This is a genomic window from Enterobacter sp. SORGH_AS_0287, from assembly GCF_031453695.1.
Lineage (GTDB): Bacteria > Pseudomonadota > Gammaproteobacteria > Enterobacterales > Enterobacteriaceae > Enterobacter > Enterobacter ludwigii.
In genome coordinates, this window is the sequence record NZ_JAVIZW010000001.1 from 2,275,605 (window position 1) to 2,299,573 (window position 23,969).

At 59.8% G+C, this 23,969-nt stretch carries 20 protein-coding genes; 9 read left to right on the forward strand and 11 right to left on the reverse strand.

The features are described from left to right. Positions 1 to 122: 122 nt before the first annotated feature. The 3 genes from QE396_RS10850 to QE396_RS10860 are packed head-to-tail and all read left to right on the forward strand — an operon-like array spanning position 123 to position 2,432. Complete coding sequence (locus QE396_RS10850) at positions 123 to 845, forward strand: nucleoside recognition domain-containing protein (RefSeq protein ID WP_020885022.1); 723 nt, start codon at positions 123 to 125, stop codon at positions 843 to 845. After that, positions 842 to 1,306, forward strand: a complete 465-nt coding sequence (locus QE396_RS10855; RefSeq protein ID WP_309951003.1) for a YjiG family protein — start codon at positions 842 to 844, stop codon at positions 1,304 to 1,306. The genes QE396_RS10850 and QE396_RS10855 overlap by 4 nt, the downstream gene beginning before the upstream one ends. A 13-nt stretch (positions 1,307 to 1,319) precedes the next feature. After that, the gene (locus QE396_RS10860) at positions 1,320 to 2,432 is read left to right on the forward strand and encodes a M20 family metallopeptidase (protein WP_020885023.1); all 1,113 of its coding nucleotides are present in this window, start codon (positions 1,320 to 1,322) and stop codon (positions 2,430 to 2,432) included. A gap of 47 nt (positions 2,433 to 2,479) precedes the next feature. Here QE396_RS10860 and entH read toward each other — a convergent pair whose 3' ends face one another. Genes entH through entC form a run of 5 tightly spaced genes read right to left on the reverse strand, consistent with a single transcriptional unit; the run spans position 2,480 to position 7,309 of the window. After that, positions 2,480 to 2,893, reverse strand: coding sequence for a proofreading thioesterase EntH (gene entH / locus QE396_RS10865; protein WP_014169074.1), 414 nt, complete (start codon positions 2,891 to 2,893; stop codon positions 2,480 to 2,482). Further along, positions 2,894 to 3,649 (reverse strand): 2,3-dihydro-2,3-dihydroxybenzoate dehydrogenase EntA, encoded by a 756-nt coding sequence (gene entA, locus QE396_RS10870; RefSeq protein ID WP_020885024.1) that lies wholly within the window; start codon positions 3,647 to 3,649, stop codon positions 2,894 to 2,896. Next, positions 3,649 to 4,503, reverse strand: a complete 855-nt coding sequence (locus tag QE396_RS10875) for an isochorismatase (RefSeq protein ID WP_014169072.1) — start codon at positions 4,501 to 4,503, stop codon at positions 3,649 to 3,651. Before QE396_RS10875 ends, entA begins: the two co-directional genes overlap by 1 nt. A 10-nt stretch (positions 4,504 to 4,513) precedes the next feature. Next, positions 4,514 to 6,124: a (2,3-dihydroxybenzoyl)adenylate synthase EntE gene (gene entE, locus QE396_RS10880; RefSeq protein ID WP_020885025.1), complete on the reverse strand. Its 1,611-nt coding sequence runs from the start codon at positions 6,122 to 6,124 to the stop codon at positions 4,514 to 4,516. 9 nt (positions 6,125 to 6,133) lie between these two features. Then, positions 6,134 to 7,309: an isochorismate synthase EntC gene (gene entC, locus QE396_RS10885; protein WP_020885026.1), complete on the reverse strand. Its 1,176-nt coding sequence runs from the start codon at positions 7,307 to 7,309 to the stop codon at positions 6,134 to 6,136. Between the two features lie 187 nt (positions 7,310 to 7,496). Between entC and fepB the strand changes: the two genes are divergently transcribed. Continuing rightward, on the forward strand, positions 7,497 to 8,456 hold the full coding sequence (gene fepB / locus QE396_RS10890; protein ID WP_020885027.1) for a Fe2+-enterobactin ABC transporter substrate-binding protein: 960 nt from the start codon (positions 7,497 to 7,499) through the stop codon (positions 8,454 to 8,456). 44 nt (positions 8,457 to 8,500) lie between these two features. On the opposite strand, the gene entS is transcribed toward fepB, so the two are convergent. Continuing rightward, positions 8,501 to 9,748 (reverse strand): enterobactin transporter EntS, encoded by a 1,248-nt coding sequence (entS, locus tag QE396_RS10895; RefSeq protein WP_020885028.1) that lies wholly within the window; start codon positions 9,746 to 9,748, stop codon positions 8,501 to 8,503. A 108-nt stretch (positions 9,749 to 9,856) separates the two neighbouring features. Here entS and fepD point away from each other — a divergent pair, with 108 nt between their 5' ends. Genes fepD through fepC form a run of 3 tightly spaced genes read left to right on the forward strand, consistent with a single transcriptional unit; the run spans position 9,857 to position 12,647 of the window. Further along, a complete protein-coding gene (fepD, locus tag QE396_RS10900) occupies positions 9,857 to 10,861 on the forward strand; it encodes a Fe(3+)-siderophore ABC transporter permease (RefSeq protein WP_032677660.1) in 1,005 nt (334 codons plus the stop codon). After that, entirely contained in the window at positions 10,861 to 11,850 is a 990-nt protein-coding gene (gene fepG / locus QE396_RS10905) for an iron-enterobactin ABC transporter permease (protein ID WP_309952622.1), read from the forward strand. Before fepD ends, fepG begins: the two co-directional genes overlap by 1 nt. Further along, positions 11,847 to 12,647, forward strand: coding sequence for an iron-enterobactin ABC transporter ATP-binding protein (gene fepC / locus QE396_RS10910; protein WP_078774889.1), 801 nt, complete (start codon positions 11,847 to 11,849; stop codon positions 12,645 to 12,647). Before fepG ends, fepC begins: the two co-directional genes overlap by 4 nt. A 47-nt stretch (positions 12,648 to 12,694) precedes the next feature. Here the strand turns inward: fepC and entF are convergent, their stop codons facing one another. Genes entF through fes form a run of 3 tightly spaced genes read right to left on the reverse strand, consistent with a single transcriptional unit; the run spans position 12,695 to position 17,971 of the window. Continuing rightward, positions 12,695 to 16,552 carry an enterobactin non-ribosomal peptide synthetase EntF gene (gene entF, locus QE396_RS10915; RefSeq protein WP_309951016.1) on the reverse strand — a complete coding sequence of 1,286 codons (3,858 nt, stop codon included), beginning with the start codon at positions 16,550 to 16,552 and terminating at the stop codon, positions 12,695 to 12,697. Next, positions 16,549 to 16,761, reverse strand: coding sequence for an MbtH family NRPS accessory protein (locus QE396_RS10920; protein ID WP_014169063.1), 213 nt, complete (start codon positions 16,759 to 16,761; stop codon positions 16,549 to 16,551). Before QE396_RS10920 ends, entF begins: the two co-directional genes overlap by 4 nt. 10 nt (positions 16,762 to 16,771) lie before the next feature. Continuing rightward, positions 16,772 to 17,971 carry an enterochelin esterase gene (gene fes / locus QE396_RS10925; RefSeq protein WP_032670659.1) on the reverse strand — a complete coding sequence of 400 codons (1,200 nt, stop codon included), beginning with the start codon at positions 17,969 to 17,971 and terminating at the stop codon, positions 16,772 to 16,774. Positions 17,972 to 18,222: 251 nt separating this feature from the next. On the opposite strand from fes, the gene QE396_RS10930 reads away from it, so the two are divergent. Continuing rightward, positions 18,223 to 20,472 (forward strand): TonB-dependent siderophore receptor, encoded by a 2,250-nt coding sequence (locus QE396_RS10930; RefSeq protein ID WP_020885035.1) that lies wholly within the window; start codon positions 18,223 to 18,225, stop codon positions 20,470 to 20,472. 121 nt (positions 20,473 to 20,593) lie between these two features. Continuing rightward, on the forward strand, positions 20,594 to 21,280 hold the full coding sequence (gene entD, locus QE396_RS10935; protein WP_020885036.1) for an enterobactin synthase subunit EntD: 687 nt from the start codon (positions 20,594 to 20,596) through the stop codon (positions 21,278 to 21,280). Between the two features lie 317 nt (positions 21,281 to 21,597). Here the strand turns inward: entD and QE396_RS10940 are convergent, their stop codons facing one another. Together QE396_RS10940 and betT are read right to left on the reverse strand one after the other, a co-directional pair. Then, on the reverse strand, positions 21,598 to 21,795 hold the full coding sequence (locus QE396_RS10940) for a hypothetical protein (protein WP_127353203.1): 198 nt from the start codon (positions 21,793 to 21,795) through the stop codon (positions 21,598 to 21,600). A gap of 84 nt (positions 21,796 to 21,879) precedes the next feature. Continuing rightward, a complete protein-coding gene (gene betT, locus QE396_RS10945; RefSeq protein ID WP_014169058.1) occupies positions 21,880 to 23,913 on the reverse strand; it encodes a choline BCCT transporter BetT in 2,034 nt (677 codons plus the stop codon). Positions 23,914 to 23,969: the final 56 nt, after the last annotated feature.

A 23,969-nucleotide genomic window follows, 5' to 3' on the forward strand; every position in this document is an offset into this window, starting at 1 on the left:
ACGGGTCACACTTTTGCCTTTTTCGTCCCGACACCGCCTTACGAAATGATTTGTATCATTTTTTTTGCTCGAAACCTCGCCAGAATGACCCTGCGCAATCGCGTGCATACAAGGAAAAGGATATGAACAGTTCAGTACCTCAGGATCTCAAGGTCGGGCCCGGCGCGTACGTTGCGCTGGCATTCGCAGCCGTTTTCTTCTCTGGCCTGCTGGGCGGAAAAGAGTGGTACGGCGTGTTTGATTTCACCACCCTCAACGGTGCGTTTGGCAAGGTGGTCAGCAAGGCCAGCCTTGAAGACGGCACCCTGACTACCGCCACCAGCGCCTTTCGCGGTACCGGCGGCAGTGGCGCAATGGACGGGTTTCTCTTTGCGCTCGGTTTAATTCCGGCCGTGATGTTTGCGCTCGGGATGATCAACGTGCTGGAGCACTATGGTGCGCTGCGTGCAGCCCGTAAGCTGTTAACGCCGCTGCTGCGCCCGCTGCTGGGTATTCCGGGCACCACCGGGCTGGCGTTGATTGGCAGCCTGCAGAGCACCGATGTGGGTGCATCCCTCACCCGCAACCTGTCCGATGAAGGGCAGATTAGCGAAAAAGAGAAAGACGTTTTCGCCATGTTCCAGTTCTCCGCCGGGGCGATGATCACCAACTTTTTCTCCTCTGGTGCCATCCTCTTTACCCTGGTCGCCGTTGACGGGACGGCCGCGGTGCCGACCTCCATTGGTGCCTGCATCGCCGTGATGTTCATCATGAAGATTGTCGGCGCGAATCTGCTGCGCCTGATCCTGACCGTCATCGGCAAAGATGCCCCTGAGCAACAACCGACACAAGGAGAGACCGTATGAGTGCCCCACAATCTCATCCCGTGATTACCGATGTGTTTGTCGAAGGCGCACGCAAGGGCTGGAGTATTGCCACCGGCAGCACCCTGCCCAACGTGGTCATGGCTTTTATCATCATCAAGGCGCTGGAAATTACCGGGGCACTGAAAGGGCTGGGGATGATCTTCTCCCTGCTGATGGGCCTGTTTGGCCTGCCGGGTGAAGCGGCTGCCGTGCTGATTGGCGGCTGGATGTCGATGGGCGGTGGGATCGGCGTGGCGATCGGCCTGTTTGATAAAGGGATTATTACCGGCGAGCACCTGGCGATTCTGGCACCTGCTATCTATCTGATGGGCTCACAGGTGCAGTATCTCGGCCGCATTCTGGGTGTGATCGGCACCCGCGCCAAACGTATTCCGCTGATGATTGCCATTTCGGTCATCAACGCCTTCTTAGCCATGCTGCTGATGCGCATTATTCTCTGAACAGGACGTTACTATGAACCTTGACCATTATATTGAAGAGCTGAAAACCCTGGTGAACGTGGACTGCGGCACCCGTACTGTCGCAGGCGTCGAAACCGTGGCTGGCATTATTGAAACGCTCTGGCAGCGCGAAGGCTGGCACACCGAACGGGTCAATCTGGGCGACAAGGTTGGCCCGGGCGTATTCGTCAGTAATAAGCCACAGGCGGCACAGTTCGACGTTCTGCTGGTCGGCCATCTTGATACGGTATTTGCCCCCGGCACCGTCGCCGAGCGTCCGCTGAGCGAGGACGCCACCCGTCTTTATGGCCCTGGCGTATCGGATATGAAGAGCGGCCTGCTGAATATCTTGTGGGCGATGCGTGATCTGGACGCAGCCGACCGCGATCGTCTGGCCATTGCGATCGCCATGAATCCCGACGAGGAGACCGGCTCCGTCTATTCACACGAATGGATTGGCGAACTGGCAAAACGCGCCCGCTGCGTGCTGGTATGCGAAGCCGCGCGCGCCGACGGTTCGCTGGTGAAGGCTCGCAAAGGGATGGCGGGCTATCACCTGACGTTCAGCGGCGTGGCGGCACACGCGGGTAACGAACCGGAGAAAGGCCGCTCGGCGATAACCGCCCTGGCAAACAGCATTATTGCCATTAATGCCCTGACCGACCAGGAACGTGGCACCACGCTCAACGTCGGCGTGATCCACGGCGGCAGCGCGGCAAACGTGGTGGCCGATAAAGCCGTTGCCGAGCTGGACGTGCGTTTCTGGGAAAACGATGAGTACAGCCGGGTGAACCAGGCGCTGGAGGCATTGTGTGAAAAAGGCTTTTTAGAGGGCGTCACGACCTCGCTGGCGCGCGTGAACCACAAACCGGCGATGGCAGCGAGTAAAGCCACGCAGGCGCTGATGCAGCAGGTTGAAGCGGCAGGTCAGGCGGAAGGAATAGCCATTACCTGGCAGGCGGTCGGTGGTGGCAGTGATGCCAACCACACCGCCGCGCTGGGCATTCCGACCCTGGACGGGCTGGGGCCGATCGGTGCCGGGTTCCACAGCCCGGCGGAGTGGCTGGATAAAGCGTCGATTGCGCCGAGAATACGCTTGTTGAAGCGGGTGATTTCAATGCTGTAAGCCTTCCCCCTCTCCCCAGCGGGGAGAGGGATGTTGACCGTGCAACGCTAGCCCAAAATTTGGGTACTCAACCGGCAGGTACAGCACCGCCGTCCCTGCTCGTCGAACACCACAATCTCCCAGCTCTGGCTGGTTCGCCCAAGATGCAACGGCTGACACACTCCGCGCACCTTCCCATGCGATACCGCGCGATGGTGCGTTGCGTTCAGCTCCGTTCCCACCACGCTTTGTCCGTCGCGGGTCATCAGAAACCCGGCCATCGACCCCAGCGTTTCCGCCAGCGCCGCCGATGCCCCGCCGTGCAGCAGACCGAACGGCTGATGGGTACGCGCATCCACGGGCATTTCGGCCTCAAGCGTATCGTCACCGATGCGGGTATAGACGATGCCCAGATGCGCCACCATGGAGTTCAGACTGGTGGCGTTCATTTCTTCACGCGATAAGTGACGTTTCCAGATCATCTACGCCCCCAGCGTGGAGCCGCCGTCCACCACGATATCCTGCAACGTGATATGGCTGGCAGCATCGGAGGCGAGGAACAGCACCGTGCTGGCAATCTCCTGCGGACGGGCGATTTTGCCCAGCGGAATACCGAGCTTGAACTGCTCGCCAAAGCCGCGAATACGCTGCTGCTCAGCATCGTCGCTTTTCCACAGGGTGCGCTGCATATCGGTATCCGTTGACCCGGGCGACACCAGATTACAGCGCACGCCACTGCCCGCCAGCTCAAGCCCGACGGTCAGCGCCAGGCTTTTTAGCGCCGCTTTCGACGCACCGTAGGCGCTCATGCCGATACGCGGCGTGTGGGCCGCGTCAGACGCCACGGTGACAATCGCCCCGCTTTGCTGGCGACGGAACTGGCCCATCGTCTGCTGGAACAGATTAAATGCCCCGCCGACATTAACCGCGAAGGTCTGCTGCCAGTCCTCCTGCGCAATCTGGTCGGTCGCGCCCATACGCAGAATTCCCGCCGCGTTCACCAGCACGTCCAGACGCTCAAGCCTTGCCAGCGCGCGCCCGCACACCTCGCGGACCTGTGCGGCATCCGCGATGTCCAGCGTTTCGGTGGCAAAGGGATACGCTTCCTGCGGGAAGGCCAGATCAAATCCGGTGACCTGCGCGCCCGCTTCAACAAACGCCCGCGCCGTCGCGTAACCGATGCCCTTACCCGCGCCCGTTACCCAGACGGTTTTGCCGGTAAAATCGAACCCCGCCATCACTTCACCTCGCGGGAGAGCAGCGCCCACCAGGCGTCGAGGGTGGGATTTTTCGCCAGCATCACGAAGTCGATGTCGCCGTGCACTTTGCGCCAGCGGGCGGCCAGCGCCATCATGCGCACCGAGTCCAGACCGTAGTCGATCAGGTTTTCGTCATCCATCGGCTCATCTGATTCATCCAGCAGCGGCAGGATGATGTCACGCAGCGCCGCTTTCGTGGCCGGAATGGACGGCAGCAGGTCGTCCGTCATGACCACCCGGCCGGCGCGCCCTGCGACGTAGTTCAGGGACATCAGGTGCTCATCGCGGGTAAAATCGGCCAGCGCATCGGCGATAAAGAACGGTTTGATATCCCGCATAAAGGCGTCTGTAGCGGTCGTCATGCAGCCAATATGGGCGTAAACCCCGGTGATTAGCAGCTGGTTGCGTCCCGTCTCTTTCAGCATCAACTCCAGCGGCGAGCGGTGGAACGCGCTGTAGCGCCACTTCACCAGTACCGTATCGGCTTCATCCGGTGTCAGCTGAGACACAATGCGCTGCTGCTCTGGTGAGCGGGTCAGCCCCGGTCCCCACATATCGTTCAGCAGGGCGCGGTCTTCATCGCTTTGCGCTTTCGGCTGCGCGGTGTAGTAAACCGGAATATTGTGTTGCTTGCAGTAATCGCGAAGTCTGGCGATATTCGCGACCACCTGGGCCATCATCGGGCTGTTTTCGCCCCAGAAGTTCAGGAAATACTCCTGCATATCATGGATCAACAGCGCGGCACGTTCTGGCTCAAACGCCCAGTTCACTTTGTTGTCTGGCAGGTCTGCGGCCGTCGGCAGCGCATAAGCGGTTAATTGTGGAATGGCCATACTCTGTTCCTTAGCCCCGGGCGCGTTCAGCTAGCCACAGGCGCAACTGTTTCTTATCGACTTTGCCGACGGGCGTTAACGGAAGCGCATCAACGCTCTCCACGCGGTCCGGCAGTTTAAATTCTGCAACGCCCTGCTCACGCAGGAAGCGGCGCACCTCCACCGCACGCAGTGGCTCTTTCACCACCAGATACGCGCAGCTCTTTTCACCCAGCAGGCTGTCCTCCATGCTCACCAGGGCCGCGTGGATCACCGCGTCGTGGCGCAGCAGCAGGTTTTCAATCTCTTCTGCGGCAATCTTTTCGCCGCCGCGGTTGATCTGATCTTTCTCCCGTCCCTGAACGGTGATGTAGCCCTGTTCGTCAATGGCGATCAGATCCCCGGAGCAGTAAAAGCCGTCCGCATCAAAGGCGCTGGCGTTGTGCTCCGGACTGTTGAAATAGCCGCGGAAGGTATACGGCCCGCGGGTCATCAGACGCCCGACTTCACCGCGCGGGAGCGGATTACCGTGCTCGTCCGCCACCCACACTTCGTCATCCGGGCACATCGGGCGCCCCTGCGTATTGATAATGCGTTCCGGCGTATCATCGAGCGCGGTGTAGTTCACCAGCCCTTCCGCCATACCAAACACCTGCTGCAGCTGGCAGCCAATTTCTGCCGGAATACGCGCCGCGAGCGACGCGGACAGGCGCGCCCCACCGACCTGCAGCAGCGTCAGCGATGAGAGCGGAGCATTCCCTGCACCGTCGGCAATCGCCTGCAGCCACAGGCTGACCGCCGGGGGCACCAGCGAGGTAACCGTGATCTGATGTTTTTCTATCAGCGGGAAGCAGATCGTGGCGCTCGGATCGTTTGCCAGCACCACGCAGCCCCCCGCCGTAAAGACGCCTAACGAGCCGGGTGAGCTCATGGCGTAGTTATGGGCCGCTGGCAGCGCATTCAGATAACGCGTGTCCGCGGTAATCCCGCAGATCGCATTGCTGCGACGGATGCTGTAGTCATAGTCGTTATGCGTACGCGGGATCAGCTTCGGCGTGCCGGTGCTCCCGCCCGAGAGCTGGAAGAACGCCACTTCGTCGGCAGGGGTCGGGTTCGGAATGAAATTTTCTGCCGGATGCGCAATCGCCGCGTCCAGCGCATGTTCACCCTTGTCGCCGCGCAGCAGCACGACGCGTACCGAACGGTGCTCATCGACAAAAGTATTGAGGAAGTCATCCCCTGCAAACAGGGCGTGCTCGCGATCGGCTATCAGCAGCGCAGGTTTGATCTGCGCGGCGTAGGCGTTCAGCTCCGAGCGCTGATGGCTAAAGAGCGCATTGACCGGCGCCACGCCCACCTGCAGCAGGGCGAAAAAGGTCATGTAAAACTCGCACACGTTGCCAAGCTGCACCAGCGCCGTTTCACCGCGATGAAGCCCCAACGCCTGCAGCCGCGATGCCAGGTTATTCACGGCCTGGTTAAACTCGCGGTACGTTATGCGACGGTCACCGTCGACGATCGCCACCGCATCGTTATTCGCCTGATCCGTCAGGATGTGGGTCAGCGGCAGATCCTGCCAGTAGCCTTTTTCACGGTAGCGCCGGGCAAAATCCTCGGGCCAACGGGTAAAGGGAAGGGTCATGAGTGTTCCTTAGTGCAAACCAAAAACATTGAGCATGGTGGAGAGTTTTACGCCGGTTTCACGCCACTCGCCCACGGGTGAAGAGGCCGGGACAATGCCCGCGCCGGCAAACAGGCGAACGGTATTCTGCTGCAGACGTGCGCAGCGGATGGTGACCACCCATTCGCCATTGCCTTCACTGTCACACCAGCCGACGATGCCGCCGAACAGCTCGCGATCGAACGGCTCCAGCCCGGCGATCAACGCCTTAGCAGCCTGATGCGGGAAACCGCTCAGGGCTGGCGTCGGGTGCAGCAGGCAGGCCAGCGTCAGCGCGTTTTCGTTTTCACGCGCCTCACCTTCCACCGGCGTGGCCAGATGCCAGAGCGTGGGGGTGGTGATCAACTGTGGGGAGGACGGCATGCTGAGGTGATGGCTGCGCGGTTTGAGAATGGCTTTCATCGCCTGGGTCACCAGGTCATGCTCGTGACGATCTTTTTCGGACGCCAGCAGCTTGTTGCCCGCCTCACGATCCAGCACGTCATCCGGCTGACGACGCGCGGAGCCTGCCAGCGGCAGAGAGCTAAAATGCGCCCCTTCTTTACGCAGCAGCAGTTCCGGGCTTGCGCCGAGCAGCACGCCACCGTCTTCCAGCGGTACGTGGAAGTTGTAGCTGGCCGGGTTCTGGGCGATCAGCCGCTCCATGAGTGCACCGCTATCAATCAGTTGGTCGGTGACGATATCAATCAGGCGCGACAGCACCACTTTGTTCACCTGCGGCGTGGCGGTGAGGGCAGCCGCGCGGGCGACCATCTCTTCAAATACCGGCTGCGGCGGGATCTCGGTGCGTTTTTCCACCTTCAGCGCCTGTGAGCCGGCAACATAGCGGGCGGACTGCTGACGCGCCGGGCGAGAAAAGGTCTGCCAGCGTTGCGGAATAAACAGAGACGACGGCTTGCGGGTATCAAACGGAATGGCACCCACCATCACAGGATGGGCAATGCCGCTGGCTTTTGCGTTGCGGAAAGCCTGGGCTAATTTCTGCTGAAACTGTCCTGCCGGATCGTCACCCCCGACGGCGGATTCTGAGAAGCGGGAAAAACAGCCGGACGTGTTAAAACTGCGGTAAGGCGACATAAAGAAAAAGCTGTCTGATTGCAGCGTGCTGGCGGTGTGCTGAACTTCCTCAGCCAGGGACGTATCCATTTCATCCTCCTAAAATGATAAAGGCAGTAATAATGATTATCATTTATATTTACGCTCGCTAACCTAATCTCACATCGCGTCGCTGTCAACCGCAGAGCAAACATCTTCTTCGGGTAACGCTTGCATCCCGTCATCGCAAACATGAAAATGAGAAGCATTAACTTCAACAGAAACAGGATGCCACGTTGTGAAATGTCTTGCCGTCTGCCGTAATCCCCTGCTTTTCATTGGACTTTTTGTTTTAGGACTTACCTCAGCGCTTGCCGCCGACTGGCCGCGTCAGGTGACAGACAGCCGCGGCGTGCATACGCTTGAGCACAAACCGACGCGCATCGTCTCCACCAGCGTGACCCTGACCGGCTCCCTGCTGGCGATTGACGCGCCGGTTATTGCCAGCGGCGCCACCACGCCCAACAACCGCGTGGCGGATGGGCAGGGATTCTTGCGCCAGTGGGGCGATATTGCGAAACAGCGTCAGCTTGCGCGTCTGTACATTGGCGAGCCGAGCGCCGAAGCGGTGGCCGCCCAGATGCCGGACCTGATTTTGATCAGCGCCACCGGCGGGGATTCGGCGCTGGCGTTGTATGACCAGCTTTCAGCTATCGCGCCGACGCTTGTTATTAACTACGACGACAAAAGCTGGCAGGCGCTGCTAAAACAGCTCGGCAAAATCACGGGTCAGGAAAAACAGGCCGCCGAGCGCATCGCCGCGTTTGATAAGCAGCTTGCCCAGGTGAAACAGCAGATGACATTACCGCCGCAGCCGGTGAACGCCATCGTCTACACCGCCGCCGCACACTCGGCAAACCTGTGGACGACGGAATCCGCTCAGGGCCAGTTATTGCAGCAGCTGGGCTTTACGCTGGCTGAACTGCCTGCCGGATTGCACACCTCCAAAAGCCAGGGTCAGCGTCACGATATTATTCAGTTAGGCGGGGAAAATCTGGCGACCGGGCTGAACGGCGAAGGGCTGTTCCTGTTTGCCGGAGATGAGAAAGATGTGGATGCGATTTACGCCAATCCGCTGCTGGCGCACCTTCCAGCCGTGCAGAACAAGCGCGTCTGGGCACTGGGAACAGAGACGTTCCGCCTGGATTATTACAGTGCAATGCGGGTACTGCAGCGTTTAGACGCACAGTTCAGGTAAGAGGCTAACCCGGCCCTCTCGGTGAGAGGGCCGGTGTGAACGCGTCAGGCCGCACTGTCGTTCAACACAACCTCCTGCCTGAACCGACGCAGCTCAACCAGGACCACCAGCAATATCGCTCCCAGCATAGCCAGGACAAAGCCGCTGCTGCTCGCTGAAGCCACCGGGGTCATTATCGCCCCCAGCCCGCCGAGGATAGCCGCGCCAATGGCATCGCCCGTCACGTTCTGTGCGGTCCACAGACCGTTGATACGCCCCAGCATCCCTTCCGGCGTCTGGGTCTGGATCAGGGTGTACTGCAGCAATGAACTGATGGCGCTCAGCCAGCCAAAAATCACCAGGCACATTACGCCCAGCGCCCATACCGGCATCAGGCTGAAGAAACCAATCGCAATAAACGACGCCAGGGTAGCCAGCAGCATGATCAGCCCGGGACGCGCACTCTGCGCCAGGTTACCGCTGGTCAACGCGCCGCATGCCGCGCCGAGCGGAATAGCCGCGTACAGCACGCCGATTTCCGACGCGCTCATCTGCCACACGCCCGCCAGCGCCGGGTAAAGCACGCGTACGGCGCTGGCCATCGTCAGCAGACCGCCGAGCAGCGCAATGCCACCTATCAACGGATTGCTGAACAGAAAACGGATCGCGGCTATCAGTGATGTCAGCGGATGTTCGCGCGGCTGTGGCGGAGGCGGCAGGCGCGGCAAACGCAGGAGCGTGAGCGTAGTGATAAAGGTGCCCGCCGCCGCCAGCCCGTAGTTCCACGCCACGTTGCCGGTCGCCAGCAGCAGGCCACCGACCATCGGTGAAATTACCGACCCGAGGCGCACGGTCAGCATGGTGATTGCCCCCGCCTGCATCAGGTTTTCGCGCCCGACCAGCGCGGGCGTGGCTGCCAGCAGCGCCGTGACGCCGAGTGACGCAAAAAAACCGTCCCACAGACCGAGGGCGTAAATGGCAATCAGTGACGGCTCTGGCAGCATGGCGTTCAGACACAGCCCGATAAAGCCTACGCCGCAGGTGCCGCGTGCCAGCAGGATCAGTTTTTTACGCTCGTACCGGTCCGCCAGCACGCCGCCCACCATCAGGCCGATAAACATCGCCCCACCGGTTAAGGTAACCGAAAGCCCCACCAGCCAGCTGGAGTGGGTCATGGACTGGATCTGCACCGGCACGGCAACGCCAAGCAGGCCGAGGGAGAGGATGGAGATAAAACGGGCGATAAAGACAGCGCGGTATGCGGGGTGCGTCTTCAGCAGGCTGAGGTTGAGCAGCCAGGATTTTTGATTCATGACAAGGCCTTGAGTGTATTTCTACCAATTCCATTGGCGCACATGCTAACATAGCCAAATAAGATAGATAACGATAATCACTATCATTATCAAATCATGGATGTTGCTATGTCGTTTTCCTCTTCCGCGGTGCGCGCCGTTGCCGTGCCCGTGTTATTGCTACTGTTAATCCTTGCGATTGCACTCAGTTTGCTGGTCGGCGCGAAGCCGCTGCCCGCGTCCGTTATTGTCGATGCGCTCACTGGCAGCTGTCAGAGCGCCGACTGCACCATCGTGCTCGATGCCCGCCTTCCCCGTACCCTTGCCGGACTGCTGGCCGGGGGTGCGCTGGGTCTTGCCGGTGCCTTAATGCAAACGCTCACCCGTAACCCGCTGGCCGACCCCGGTATTCTTGGGGTAAACAGCGGTGCCAGCTTTGCGATTGTGCTTGGCGCGGCGCTCTTCGGTTTTACCTCTCCGTCTGAACAACTGGTGATGGCCTTCTGCGGCGCGCTGGCGGCGTCGCTGGTGGTGGCGTTTACCGGTAGCCAGGGTGGCGGACAGCTGAGTCCGGTACGCCTGACGCTGGCGGGCGTGGCGCTTGCCGCCGTGCTGGAAGGGTTATCCAACGGCATCGCCCTGCTTAACCCGGATGTTTACGACCAGCTGCGCTTCTGGCAGGCCGGTTCGCTGGATATCCGCACCCTGGCAACCTTAAAAGTGGTGGTGATCCCGGTCGTCATCGCCGCCGCCGTCGCGCTGTGTTTAAGCCGGGCGCTCAACAGCCTGAGCCTCGGGAGCGACACCGCAACCGCGCTCGGCAACCGCGTGGCGCGCACGCAGCTAACGGGTCTTGTCGCGATCACCGTACTGTGCGGCAGCGCAACTGCGGTAGTCGGCCCCATTGCTTTTATCGGCCTGATGATGCCCCACATGGCACGCTGGCTGGTGGGTGCCGATCACCGCTGGTCGCTGCCGGTTACGCTGCTTGCTACCCCAGCCCTGCTGCTGTTCGCGGATGTTGTGGGTCGCCTGCTGGTGCCTGGTGAACTGCGCGTCTCGGTGGTAAGCGCGTTTATCGGTGCACCGGTGCTGATCTTCCTTGTGCGACGTAAACGCGGAGGTGGCGCATGATGGCCCCGTCCCGACGTTTAGTCACCAGCGTGTCGTTGCTGGCCGTCGTCATTCTGATGCTGGCGGTCTGGAGCCTGCGCAGCGGCGCGGTCACGCTCGATTTCGCGCAGGTTTTTAACGCGCTGCTTGGCAGTGCACCGCGCAATGTCACCCTGGTGGTCACCGAGTGGCGACTGCCGCGCGTGGCGATGGCGATTCTGGTGGGCGCGGCGCTCGGCGTCAGCGGTGCCATTTTTCAGTCGTTGATGCGCAACCCGCTTGGCAGCCCGGACGTGATGGGGCTGAACACCGGCGCCTGGAGCGGCGTGCTGGTGGCGATGGTGCTGTTTGGTCAGCACCTGACGGCCATCACGTTCACCGCGATGACCGGCGGGATAGTCACCGCGCTCATTATCTGGGCGCTGGCCTGGCGCAACGGTATCGACACCTTCCGCCTGATCATTATCGGTATCGGCATTCGCGCCATGTTAATGGCTTTCAACACCTGGCTATTGCTGCAGGCTTCGCTCGACACCGCGCTCTCTGCCGGGCTGTGGTATGCCGGTTCGCTCAATGGCCTGACGTGGGGCAAAACCTGGCCCGCTGCCCCGCTGATCCTGGTAATGTTTATTGGCGCGGTGTTGCTGGTACGCCGGATGCTCCTGCTGGAGATGGGCGATGACAGCGCCTGCGCGCTGGGCGTGGGCGTTGAGCGCTCGCGCCTGATGCTGATGCTGGTGGCAGTGTTACTGACCGCTGCCGCCACCGCCATCGCCGGGCCGATCTCGTTTATCGCGCTGGTTGCACCGCACATTGCCCGGCGCATCAGCGGCACGGCGCGCTGGGGATTAACCCAGGCGGCGCTGTGTGGCGCAGCGTTACTGCTGGCCGCCGACCTCTGCGCCCAGCGGTTATTTATGCCTTATCAACTTCCGGTAGGCGTCGTGACCGTCAGTCTCGGCGGGATTTATCTCATCGTCTTGTTAGTTCAGGAGTCACGCAAGAAATGACAAACAGCACAACCCGCTTGCGCGGCGAACACTTAACCCTCGGCTATGGCAAAAAAATCATTGCCCGTGACCTGACGGTGGCTATCCCGGACGGCCATTTTACGGCGATTATCGGCCCGAACGGCTGCGGTAAATCGACCCTGCTGCGCACCCTCAGCCGCCTGATGACGCCGGTTGAGGGCTGCGTGTATCTCGACGGTGAGCAGATCCAGCGCTTTGCCAGCAAAGAGGTGGCGCGCCGTATCGGCCTGCTGGCGCAAAACGCCACCACGCCCGGGGATATCACGGTGCAGGAACTGGTCTCACGCGGGCGCTATCCGCATCAGCCGCTGTTTACTCGCTGGCGTAAAGAGGATGATGAGGCGGTGAAGCGGGCGATGCAGGCGACGGGCATTACCGATCTGGCCCGGCAAAGCGTGGATACGCTCTCCGGCGGGCAGCGCCAGCGGGCGTGGATTGCGATGGTGCTGGCGCAGGAAACCGCCATCATGCTGCTGGACGAGCCAACCACATGGCTGGATATCAGCCATCAGATCGATCTGCTGGAGTTGTTGAGCGAGCTGAACCGCACGCAGGGCTATACGCTGGCGGCCGTGCTGCATGATTTAAATCAGGCATGCCGCTATGCCACACATTTGATTGCGTTGCGCGACGGCGAAATTGTGGCGCAGGGTGCGCCAAAAGAGATTGTGACGCCGGATCTGATCGCGCAGATCTACGGCATGCGCTGCATGATTATCGACGATCCCGTGACCGGTACGCCGCTGGTGGTGCCGTTGGGCAAGCGTGCAGTCTGATGCCCTCACCCTCTCCTGGAAGAGAGGGTGAGAGTGAGGGGAAACCGCTACCCCAATATCGCCTTCAGCACCGGTCCTATTGTCTCAAACGCCTGCGGTGAAATGATATCCACGTGGTCGCAATCCTGGCTGTAAACCTCCAGTTCCCCCACCCACGGCGCCCAGGCCTGCTGCGGATCCAGCGTTTGCGTGCGCCCGGCAACAAACAACGTCGCTTTACCGTCGAACCGTGAACTGTGCGCCGTTGTCAGCAGGCGGACCGCATCGGCGTAATTCCCTTCGATGGCGTTAAAGAGCTCGCCAGAGCCTTGCCCCTGCTGCGCGGCGATAAACGCCTGACGCTCGCGTTCGATTTCTGCCAGTACGTCCGGATCGAGACCATGGGCCTCTTTCTCTGCCCAGTTCTGGGTTTCCGGCGGCCAGGTATCCAGCAAGCCGAGAAACGCCACCGCGTCACCCTGCTCGCGCAGACGGGCCGCAATGCCCTGCGCCAGCGTGCCGCCAAGCGAGTAGCCGAACAGATAATACGGCCCCTGCGGCTGTTGCGCGCGCAGCGTCTGCAGATGACGTTCGATCACCTCGTCCAGCGTAGCGCACTGCTGCATCGGCCCTTCCGGACGCGGCGACTGAATGCCGGTGATTGACCAGCGCGGGCTGAGATAGCGCGCCAGCACGCTAAACTGCCAGGCAAAGCCGGATGCCGGATGGAAGCAGAACAGCGTCGGACCGTTGCTTTCACGCAGCGGCAGAAGGGTCTCGTAGCCCAGACGCTGTGCCTGTTCGTCATTCATCGATGAATCCAGCAGCGCGCTGAGCATGCTGACCGTCGAGGCCACCATAATCTGCCCCGGCGTGACCCTGCGGGCAAACGTCCGGCTGAGCTGCGCGGCCAGGCGCATCGCCAGCAGGGAATGACCGCCGAGGGCGAAGAAATCGGCATCGATGTCGTTCACCTCACAGCCGAGCAGGGCAGAAAATGCCTGCGCGACGGCCACTTCAGCGTCTGTGTCTGGCGCCCGCCCGGACGTCTTGCGGGTCAATTCCGGCAACGGAAGCGCCTTTCGGTCAAGCTTTCCGTTGGCAGAGAGCGGCAGCGCGCTGATTTGCAGCAGCACCACCGGCACCATATGGGGCGGCAATTGAGCTTTAAGCGAGTGCAGCAGCGCATCGCGGTCCAGCGGCAAGCCGGACCCGGAGACGACATACCCTACCAGCTGTCGGGCATCACCCCCGGTTGCCGCCGCCTGATTAAAGACGCACGCGTGCGCTACGGCCTGCGCCACGTCAGGCAGCGAAAGCATCGCACGATCGATTTCACCAAGTTCGATACGCTGACCACGAATTTTCAGCTGATCGTCACTGCGGCCCAGATATTCCACCGCGCCGTTATCCAGCCAGCGCGCCACGTCACCGGTGCGGTACATCCGCTCGCCAGGTGCAAAGGGATCGGCAATGAAGCGGCTGGCGGTCAGGTCCGGACGACCGAGATACCCCTGCGCAAGCTGGGTCCCGGTAAGATAGAGGTCACCGGCCACGCCGAACGGCACCGGACGCATCATCGCATCCAGGATGCGCAGCCCCGTATTCCACACCGGGAAGCCAATCGGCACGCTGTTGCCCGCCACCGCCGCCAGTTCCGGACCCGACGCCGGATACCAGCTCACGTCCACCGCCGCTTCTGTTGGACCATAAAGGTTATGCAACGGGACATGAGTAAGGTGCTCCCACTCCCGACACAGTTCTGTCGGCAGCGCTTCCCCGCTGCAGAACACCTGCTTCAGGGTCTGACAGCTGTCGGCATTTTCCGGCGTCAGCGAGGCAACGAATGCCGCCAGCATCGACGGCACAAAGTGTGTCGTGGTCACGCCATAATGCGCGAAGAAGTTCTGCATCGCCTGCGGATCGCGGTGCGCGTCCGGCTCGGCCATCACCAGCTTCGCGCCGGCGATAAAGGGCCACCAGAACTCCCAGACCGAGACGTCAAAACTGCACGGCGTCTTTTGCGCCACCACGTCATGCGCGTCCAGCGGATAGTGATCCTGCATCCACATCAGGCGGTTAACGATGGCGGTATGCCCTACCATCACGCCTTTTGGCCGTCCCGTTGAGCCTGAGGTAAAGATGATGTACGCCGTGTGCGCCGGCTTTGCCAGCCGCAGCGGTTCACTGCCCGCAGGGGGTAATAGTGTGTTGTAACTAAATACAGGGACCGGCAGATCGCGAAAGCGCGAAAGCTGATCGTCAGAGGCGATCAGCAGGGACGGTTTCGCGTCCTCCAGCATCATGCGCAGACGATCGTCCGGGTAACCGGTATCCAGCGGCAACCACGCGGCGCCCGCCTCCACGATGCCGTGCAGCGCCAGGGTAAGAAACACCGAGCGCGGCAGGGCTACCGCCACGCTGTCGCCAGGCTTAACGCCGCGTTCCCGCAGTAATGTCGCAAGAGCCACCACCTGCTCGCGCATCTGGCGGTAATTCAGTTCGATGTGCGCATCAGCAAGCGCGGGGGCATCCGGCGTTTTATCCGCCTGGTCTGCCACCAGCTGAGCCAGCGTGGTTGACGGTAGCGCCAGCCCGGTATCATTGATACGCGCCAGCTGCTGGTATTCCTGCTCTGAAACGGTTTCTGCTTCGCCGCAGCGCAAATCCGGGTTGGCAGCAAACTGCATCAGCATGGCGTTCAGGCGTGCAACGTGGCGCGTTAGCGTCGCTTCATCGTAGCGCTGCTTATTGGCAAGGATTTCAATACTCAGGCCGCCCTGCTCGTCCGGGAACAGCGCCAGTTCAAGGTCATTGACCGGGCCAGTGGCCAGCGTATGGGTGATGGCGTCCACGCCATCCATATCCAGCTGATAATCAAACACCTTGACGTTCAGTACCGGGCCAAACAGCGCGTCATCGCCCGCGGCACGTCCGCTGTCACGCACGATCTGCTCGGCGTCATAACGCTGATGGCGACGCATTTTTTTCAGCTGATTTGCCAGACGATGCGCCAGAGCAGGCAGGCTTTCGTGCGGGGCAATGTTCACCGCCAGCGGCAGCACGTTCAGCACCGGACCGGTTGCCGTTAAGGCCGCCGATCCCATTCGGCGCATAAAGATAAACCCGGCGGCGTAGTCCAGCCGTCCGGTCAGACGCCCGATCCACAGCGCCACCAGCGCAAGCGCCAGATCGGTACGCTGAACCGGCCCCGCCGCCTGAGCAAGCCGGGTAAAGGCGCGGCGGTCAGCCGTCACCTTCAGACGCAGAATATCGGTGGTCGCCGCACGGCCCGGCAGCGGTGCCGACGACAGCGAGACCGGGGAAGGAAGCTGCTTACGCTGCTCCGCCCAGAACGCCCCGTCGCGCTGATACGCTTCGCTGTCGCGATAGCGCTGGTACTCCTCCACCACCTCGGCGAAAGGGGTAAACGGCGACGCGGGCGTGGGCTCGCCGTTTTGCCATGCGTGATAAATGGCGGCGATCTGGCGGGTAATCGCCGGGAAACTGAAGCCATCCACCACCAGATGATGATATCGCTGATACCAGTACCAGTGCCCTTCGCCTACCTGAATCAGCTGATGGAACGCCAGCTGCTGACCGCTGTCCACACGCAGGTTCTGGTTTAAATCCGCTGCCATCCAGGCCATCGCCGCGTCATGGGATTCGGCGCAAACCACGGACGGTTCAGGCAGTGACATAGCGTCATCCACCCACTGCCACACCTCGCCATTCTCTTGCACAAAACGCATGCGCAGGGTGTCGGCCTGCCGCATCCCTTCAACAATGGCTTTTGCCAGCAGCGGTGCGTCAATATTGCCCTTCAGCTCGGTGTAGTGCGCCACGCTCCAGGCGTTTGGCAGGGAGGAAAGCTGCTCCGCCATCCAGATACCCGGCTGGGCGGCGACAAGGGGAAGACGGTTCATGCTTTCTCTCCCGCAAAATAAGACGGTTGCAGGGTTTGCCAGTGGTCGGCGAGCCACTGCTGACAGGCTTCCTGAGACTGCGCTTCACAGACCACGCGCCAGCCCGCCGGCAGCTGGCACTGCTGCGGCCACAGACTGTACTGTCCCTGGTCGTTACGCAAAATCGCAAACTGACCCTGCGGATTATCGAAAGGGTTGCTGAATTCCATACAGACTCCGTTAGTGAATAAGCGGCTGCCAGAGGGTCATCAGCCCCTGCGTCAGCCCACCGCGCCAGCAAAGCGCGTCGTGTCCGCCGTCAACCTGACGCCAGATAACCGGTTGCTGCGGGTGCAGTTCGGCGTAGATCGCCTGATTCGCGCGGAAGATGAGCGGCTCATTGCGTCCGGCCTCAAGAACGATACGCAGCCCGCGCGCGGTGAGGTCGCCCGCTTTAAGTTGTTCGATGAGCAACCCGTCCTGCTGACCGCCACGGTGCGGCCACCAGTAGGAGCCGGACTGGCTTAATACGCAGCCAAAGCGCTCGGGCCAGTTAAGCCCGGCATAAAGTGAAGAGAGGCCGCCAAAGCTTTGACCCGCGACTACCGTTCGGTCGGCGCGGTCGCTGAACGGAGTGCGGCTGTTCACCCGCGGGAGAAGTTCCTCCTGCACCGCCTGCCAGAAATCCGGGTTGCAGGGTAACTCGTGATTGCGATGCGCCATGTCGATCACATCGATTAAGACGTAGACGGCAGGCGGCAGTTTGCCCGCGTTTGTCAGCGCGGTTAGCGGAGACCACACGGGCATGCTTTCGGCCCAGAACTGACCGTCGAGCAGTACGGCAAGCGGCCGCTCCGGGCTGTCTTCACCGGTGGTGAAAACCCACACCCGGCGGCGGTTATTCAGACGCACGCTTTCCCATTCAAAGCAGACGGGCGCGTTGCCGGGCGTTGCGGGCGTGTTCCAGCCGGGCTGAACCGGGGCCTCGGGCATTTCGAGCGCCGAGACGGGATGCCCGCGTCCGCCGCGCCAGCTTTGCGGATTTAGCGGATCGGCCATTGCCGCGGGGAGCAACTTTCGCCAGCCTTCACGCAGCGCCAAACGATCGGGTTGCTCGCCGTGGAAGACCGCGTCAGCAAAATCATCTTCGTTCACTGAGGGGATAAAACAGTAGCTGCCGCGCCATTGCGGGGTGAACGCGCCCTGCCACTGCCAGACGTCAGTATCAGGAATGCGCTCAAGGGATTGCGGACGGGCATTTTGATGGTGATCGGTCACGCCGGTGATGTAGAGCCAGACGCGTTTTAGCGGCGAGGTTTTTTGCGTTCCTGCCGGATCACGCCACCAGAAAGTGACGCGATAGTGCCCCTTCTCGCGGGTCCATTCGGGTCCGTTTTTCGACTGCCACCAGGCTTCACTTCCCGTTTTTAACCCCGTCACCCGTATAACCTCATGTTTATCAGTCTTTTTTGTTTCAGGAAAAATTTTATTGATAATATTATTGATAACTATTTGCATTTGCAATAGCGTAGTGGCCGCGCTGTGGGAAGCGCGCTCATAAAACAACCATGCCACGCGTTGTGTGCGCTCGAGGACGGGGCTGCTTACGCAAACTGCGGGTGACACCATGCCGCCTCCTCTCCCTTTCGGGAATGGAGCCCGGGGATGCGGCGCGAAAAGCAGGACGTACAATGAATAAGAAGATTCACTCCCTGGCCTTGCTGGTCAACTTAGGGATTTACGGCGTTGCGATGCCAGCGCTGGCAGACGACAACACCGCCAACGCGCAGCACGAAGACACCATGGTGATCACCGCCGCAGAGCAGAACCTGCAGGCACCAGGGGTATCGACCATCACCGCCGATGAAATCCGTAAAAACCCGCCCGCACGTGACGTGGCCGAAATCATTCGCACCATGCCTGGCGTTAACCTGACCGGGAACTCCACCAGCGGACAGCGCGGCAATAACCGTCAGATTGATATTCGTGGTATGGGTCCGGAAAACACCCTGATCCTGATTGACGGCAAGCCGGTCACCAGCCGTAACTCCATCCGTCTGGGCTGGCGCGGCGAGCGAGATACCCGCGGTGACACCGGCTGGGTACCGCCAGAGATGATTGAACGCATTGAGGTCATTCGTGGCCCGGCCGCAGCTCGCTACGGTAACGGTGCGGCAGGCGGCGTGGTGAACATCATCACCAAAAAATTCGACAACCAGTGGCATGGCTCCTGGAACACCTATCTGAATGCTCCAGAACATAAGGATGAGGGTTCCACTAAGCGCACCAACTTCAGCCTGAGCGGCCCGCTGGGCGGCGACTTCAGCTTTCGCATGTTTGGTAACCTCGACAAAACTCAGGCCGATGCGTGGGACATCAACCAGGGTCACCAGTCCGATCGTACTGGTACCTATGCCGACACCCTGCCTGCAGGCCGTGAAGGGGTCGAGAACAAAGACATTAACGGCGTGGTCCGCTGGGACTTCGCGCCCATGCAGTCCCTGGAGTTTGAAGCGGGCTATAGCCGCCAGAACAACCTCTACGCGGGTGATACCCAGAACACCAACAACGACAACAGCTCCAGCGGTCTGGTGAAGAAAAACTACGGCAAAGAGACTAATCGTATCTATCGCCAGAACTTTGCGGTGACCTGGAACGGCGGCTGGGATAATGGCATCACCACCAGCAACTGGGCGCAGTACGAACACACCCGCAATTCGCGTCTCGGCGAAGGTCTGGCGGGCGGTACAGAAGGATTGTTCAACAGCAATAAATTCACCGACACCGACCTGGCTGATGTGATGCTGCACAGCGAAATCAACCTGCCGATTGATTTCCTCGTCAACCAGAACCTGACGCTGGGCACCGAGTGGAACCAGCAGCGCATGAAGGACTCGACCTCCTTCTCGCAAACCCAGCAGGGCGGGACCATTCCGGGGCTCAGCAACGATCGTAGCCCGTATACCTCGGCGGAGATCTTCTCCCTGTTCGCCGAAAACAACATGGAGCTGACGGACAGCACCATGCTGACCCCGGCGCTGCGCTTCGATCACCACACGATCGTCGGTAACAACTGGAGCCCGTCCCTGAACCTGTCGCAAGGCCTGGGTGACGACTTTACGCTGAAAATGGGTATCGCCCGCGCCTATAAAGCGCCGAGCCTGTACCAGACCAACCCGAACTATCTGTTGTACAGCAAAGGCCAGGGCTGCTACGCCAGTTCCGACGGAGTGGGTTGCTACATGATGGGTAACGACGACCTGAAAGCCGAAACCAGCATTAACAAAGAGATTGGTCTGGAGTGGAAACACGACGGCTGGCTGGCGGGCGTGACCTGGTTCCGTAACGACTACCGCAACAAGATTGAAGCGGGGTATGCGCCAGTCGGCCAGACCTCCACCAGTAAAGTGACCACCGATATTTACCAGTGGGAAAATGTGCCTAAAGCGGTGGTTGAAGGTCTGGAAGGCTCCCTGAACGTGCCGGTCAGCGACACGATCAACTGGACCAACAACATCACCTATATGCTGCAAAGTAAGAACAAGGAGACCGGCGACCGTCTGTCGATCATCCCGGAGTACACGCTGAACTCAACCCTGAGCTGGCAGGTACATCAGGATGTGTCGCTGCAGTCGACCTTCACCTGGTACGGCAAGCAGCAGCCGAAGAAGTACAACTACAAAGGCCAGCCGGTGACCGGGTCTGAGAAAGACGAAGTCAGCCCGTACAGCATCGTTGGCCTGAGTGCGACCTGGGACGTGACCAAAAACGTCAGCCTGACCGGCGGCGTGGATAACGTCTTTGATAAACGCCAGTGGCGCGCAGGTAATGCCCAGACCACCGGCAACGCCACAACCGGTGCGTATATGTACGGCGCGGGTGCATACACCTATAATGAGCCGGGCCGAACCTGGTTTATGAGCGTGAACACGCACTTCTAAGACAGGCTGTGTCTCCCCCTCTCCTGCCGGGAGAGGGGCTGAATGTCTTCCTCTCCCGGCAGGAGAGGATCGGGGTGAAGGCATCAGGCCGCACTATTCCTCAACGTCAGGACGAGAAAACATGCGTACCACCCACTCCACATTTCGTCTTGCCGGAACCACGGTCCACCAAATTACCTTCGATCCCACCACCTTTACCGACGCCGACCTCCTCTGGCTTCCTCACCACAACGCGCTTGCTCACGCTGTCCCCAAACGTAAAGCTGAACACCTGGCCGGACGCCTCGCCGCCGCCCACGCCCTGCAGGAATATGGCTTTACGGCCATACCGGCTATCGGCAGCAGCGGCGAACCGCTGTGGCCTGACGGCATGACGGGCAGCATCAGCCATACGGCCAGTCGTGCGCTGGCCGTTGTAACGCCGCACGGGCTAACGGGTATCGACGGGGAAATTATCCTCGCTGATGACGAAGCGGTGGAGATCAAAGACGGGATTATTGGCCCCGCAGAGGACACGCTGCTGCGCCACACCGGCCTGCCATTTGCGCAGGCGCTGACGCTGACGTTTAGCGCCAAAGAGAGCCTCTTTAAGGCGCTGTTTTCACAGGTTAACGCGATGATGGGCTTTGATTGTGCCCGCGTCACGGCGCTCGACGAGAACACCCTGACGCTGGCGCTGACCCGCCCGCTGGCGGGGTTTTCGCAAGATGATGCCTTCACGCTGTTTTGGCTGCGTGACGGCAACACGCAGATCATACTGCTTCCGCCTTTTCCCGCCGCTTCGCGCAAGTCATCATCACGGCGTTGAACAATACGCCAGACTGCAGTCTTTTCAATCCTTGCCCCAGGTGCAGCGCAGATAAGGCAGGGTGTTACGTCTTACTGAACAAAAGCCTCATGCAAATGACTGTTATCCCAGTGGCACCGATGGACGAGACGGACAGAACAAGAATCGAAGCAAAATCATGCACACCCTCTATGCCGTAAATACTAAACACGTTTGCCAGACGTTGAACGTTGTCCAGAGGAAAAAAGGCTGCCCATATCAGGCCGCAAACAAAAAACCAAAATACTATTTGTACGCAAAAAAGGAAAAAACCGGTGAAAGTCCTCATCGGGTCACCGTTATTGCTCCGCAGGAGAACCGTTAATATCAACACCGCCATCGCCTTTAAGCCACACGTAAGCTGGGATCGTCATTTTTATCTCCTTATAAAAACCAGCAGTATTATCGTAAATCGCTTTTTGAATTAATGCATTTGTGCTTAAGGAAAGACTGATAAAAACAGATAAGGCAGATAAATATAAAAAAAGAATGGGCAAATAGCAGTGCTACTGAGTCGTAAAGGATAAGCAGTCGTAGAACGGGGCCAGAACTGGCCCCGCGGTTTTACTTCAATTCAGTGCTCAAACATCCGGGAACATCACGCTATTCCCCGGCGCCTCGCGATGGAGGTGAATAAAGTTCAGGTGCCGCTCATACTGATCCAGTATGTCCGTAATTACCTGTTCCTTACTGTAATCCATCAGGTCATTCCCCTGGCTCCCTTCCAGCAGGAACGTCTCAAGGCGGTAATACGTTGATTTCCCACTGCGTGCGCGATAGGTAAACCCGGGCACCGAATACTGCTGTGGCCAAATCTGGTAGACAAAGTTTTGTTCGTCGCCCATATGCACCAGCAGGTCCAGGTGTCCCAGGGTCTCACCGTCGTCCGGCGGCAGGTTTTTCAGTTCAACATACGCACCACGCAGCTTCAGCTCCTGCGCCACCTCTTCCATCGCCGGGAAGCAGACCGTTTCCATCATCTGTTTGGTGTAGCGCGTGCCCGGATAGTTCATCAGGCGTGACAACCGCTTTTTCCAGCTCAGTCTGTCCTGCGCACCCATCGGGCGTGGCGCGGTGTCGCGGCTGGCGCTGACGCGGCGGTAATCTTCCACCTTGAGAGATTTATACAACCCGGCCATCACGAAGAAGATCACGAAACTGAACGGCAGACCCATGATCACCGTGGTGTTCTGCAGGGCAGAAATACCGTTGGTCATCAGCATACCCAGGGTCAGCAGGCCAATGGCGACAGACCAGAAGATGCGCAGCCAGTTAGGAGCATCGCTGTTAATGTCCTTGAGCTTCGAGGTAAAGTTCCCCAGCACCAGCGCGCCGGAATCCGCCGAGGTGACGTAAAACAGCAGGCCGGTAATGGTCGCAACAGAGGCGCTAAAGGTAAACGCCGGATACTGCGCCAGCAGGCTGTAGAACCCCCGCTCCGGATGCACCATCGCTTCCTGCGCAAACGTCGCATTGCCGTGAATGATCTCGTGCAGCGCGCTGTTGCCGAACACCGACAGCCACAGCAGCGTAAAGGTGAACGGGATAATCAGCGTGCCCATCACAAACTGACGAATGGTACGTCCACGCGAAATACGCGCCAGGAACAGGCCAACAAACGGCGACCACGCGACCCACCACGCCCAGAAGAACAGCGTCCAGTTGTTCATCCACTCGACCGGGCGATCGAAGGCGAAGCTGTTCAGCGTCATACCCATAAAGCGGTTCACGTAATCACCCACGTTCAGTACTAAGGCATTGAGCAGGAATGACGTATCGCCCATAAACAGCACGAACAGGATCAACCCCAGCGCCAGCGCGACGTTCAGCTCAGAAAGCACGCGAATGCCCTTGTCCACGCCGGAGGTAACCGAAATGGTGGCGATAATCACCGACAGCGCGATCAGCGCCGCTTTGGCCGCCATGGAATCCGGGATATCAAACAGCACGCTCAGACCGTAGTTGAGCTGCACCACGCCGATACCGAGCGTGGTGGCGATCCCAAAGATGGTGCCAATCACCGCCGCAATATCCACGGTGTGTCCAATCGGTCCGTTAATTTTTTTACCGAAAATCGGATAGAGCGCGGAGCGGATCGTGAGGGGTAAATTATAACGATAGCTAAAGTATCCGAGCGCCATCCCCATCAGGGCATACATCGACCAGCCGGTTAAGCCGTAGTGGAACAATGTCCAGACCATCGCCTGTCGCGCGGCCTCCATCGTCTGCCCCGCCCCTTCCGGTGGCTGCATATATTGCGTGACCGGTTCCGCCACGGAGAAGAACATCAGGTCAATACCAATGCCCGCGGCAAACAGCATCGCGGCCCAGCTCAGCAGGCTGAACTCGGGTTTTGACTGTTCCGGCCCGAGCTTTACCGAGCCAAAGCGCGAGCAGGCGATGCAGACGACGAAGACGATATAGAGCGTCGCCGCCAGCAAGTAGTACCAGCCGAAGGTCTTCGACACCCAGTTCAGGGTGCGCCCAATCCACTCGGCAGAAAAATCGCTAAAGAAGATCGTCATCAGGGAAAACAACAAAATCAGTCCTGCGGATGTATAAAAAACAACCGGATTGATTTTGTCCTTTTCTCTGTCTTGCGAAAGATCTGTCATCCAGTATCCCCACTGTTTTTGTAACTATTGAAATCCAAAACCGCAACAATTAAGAC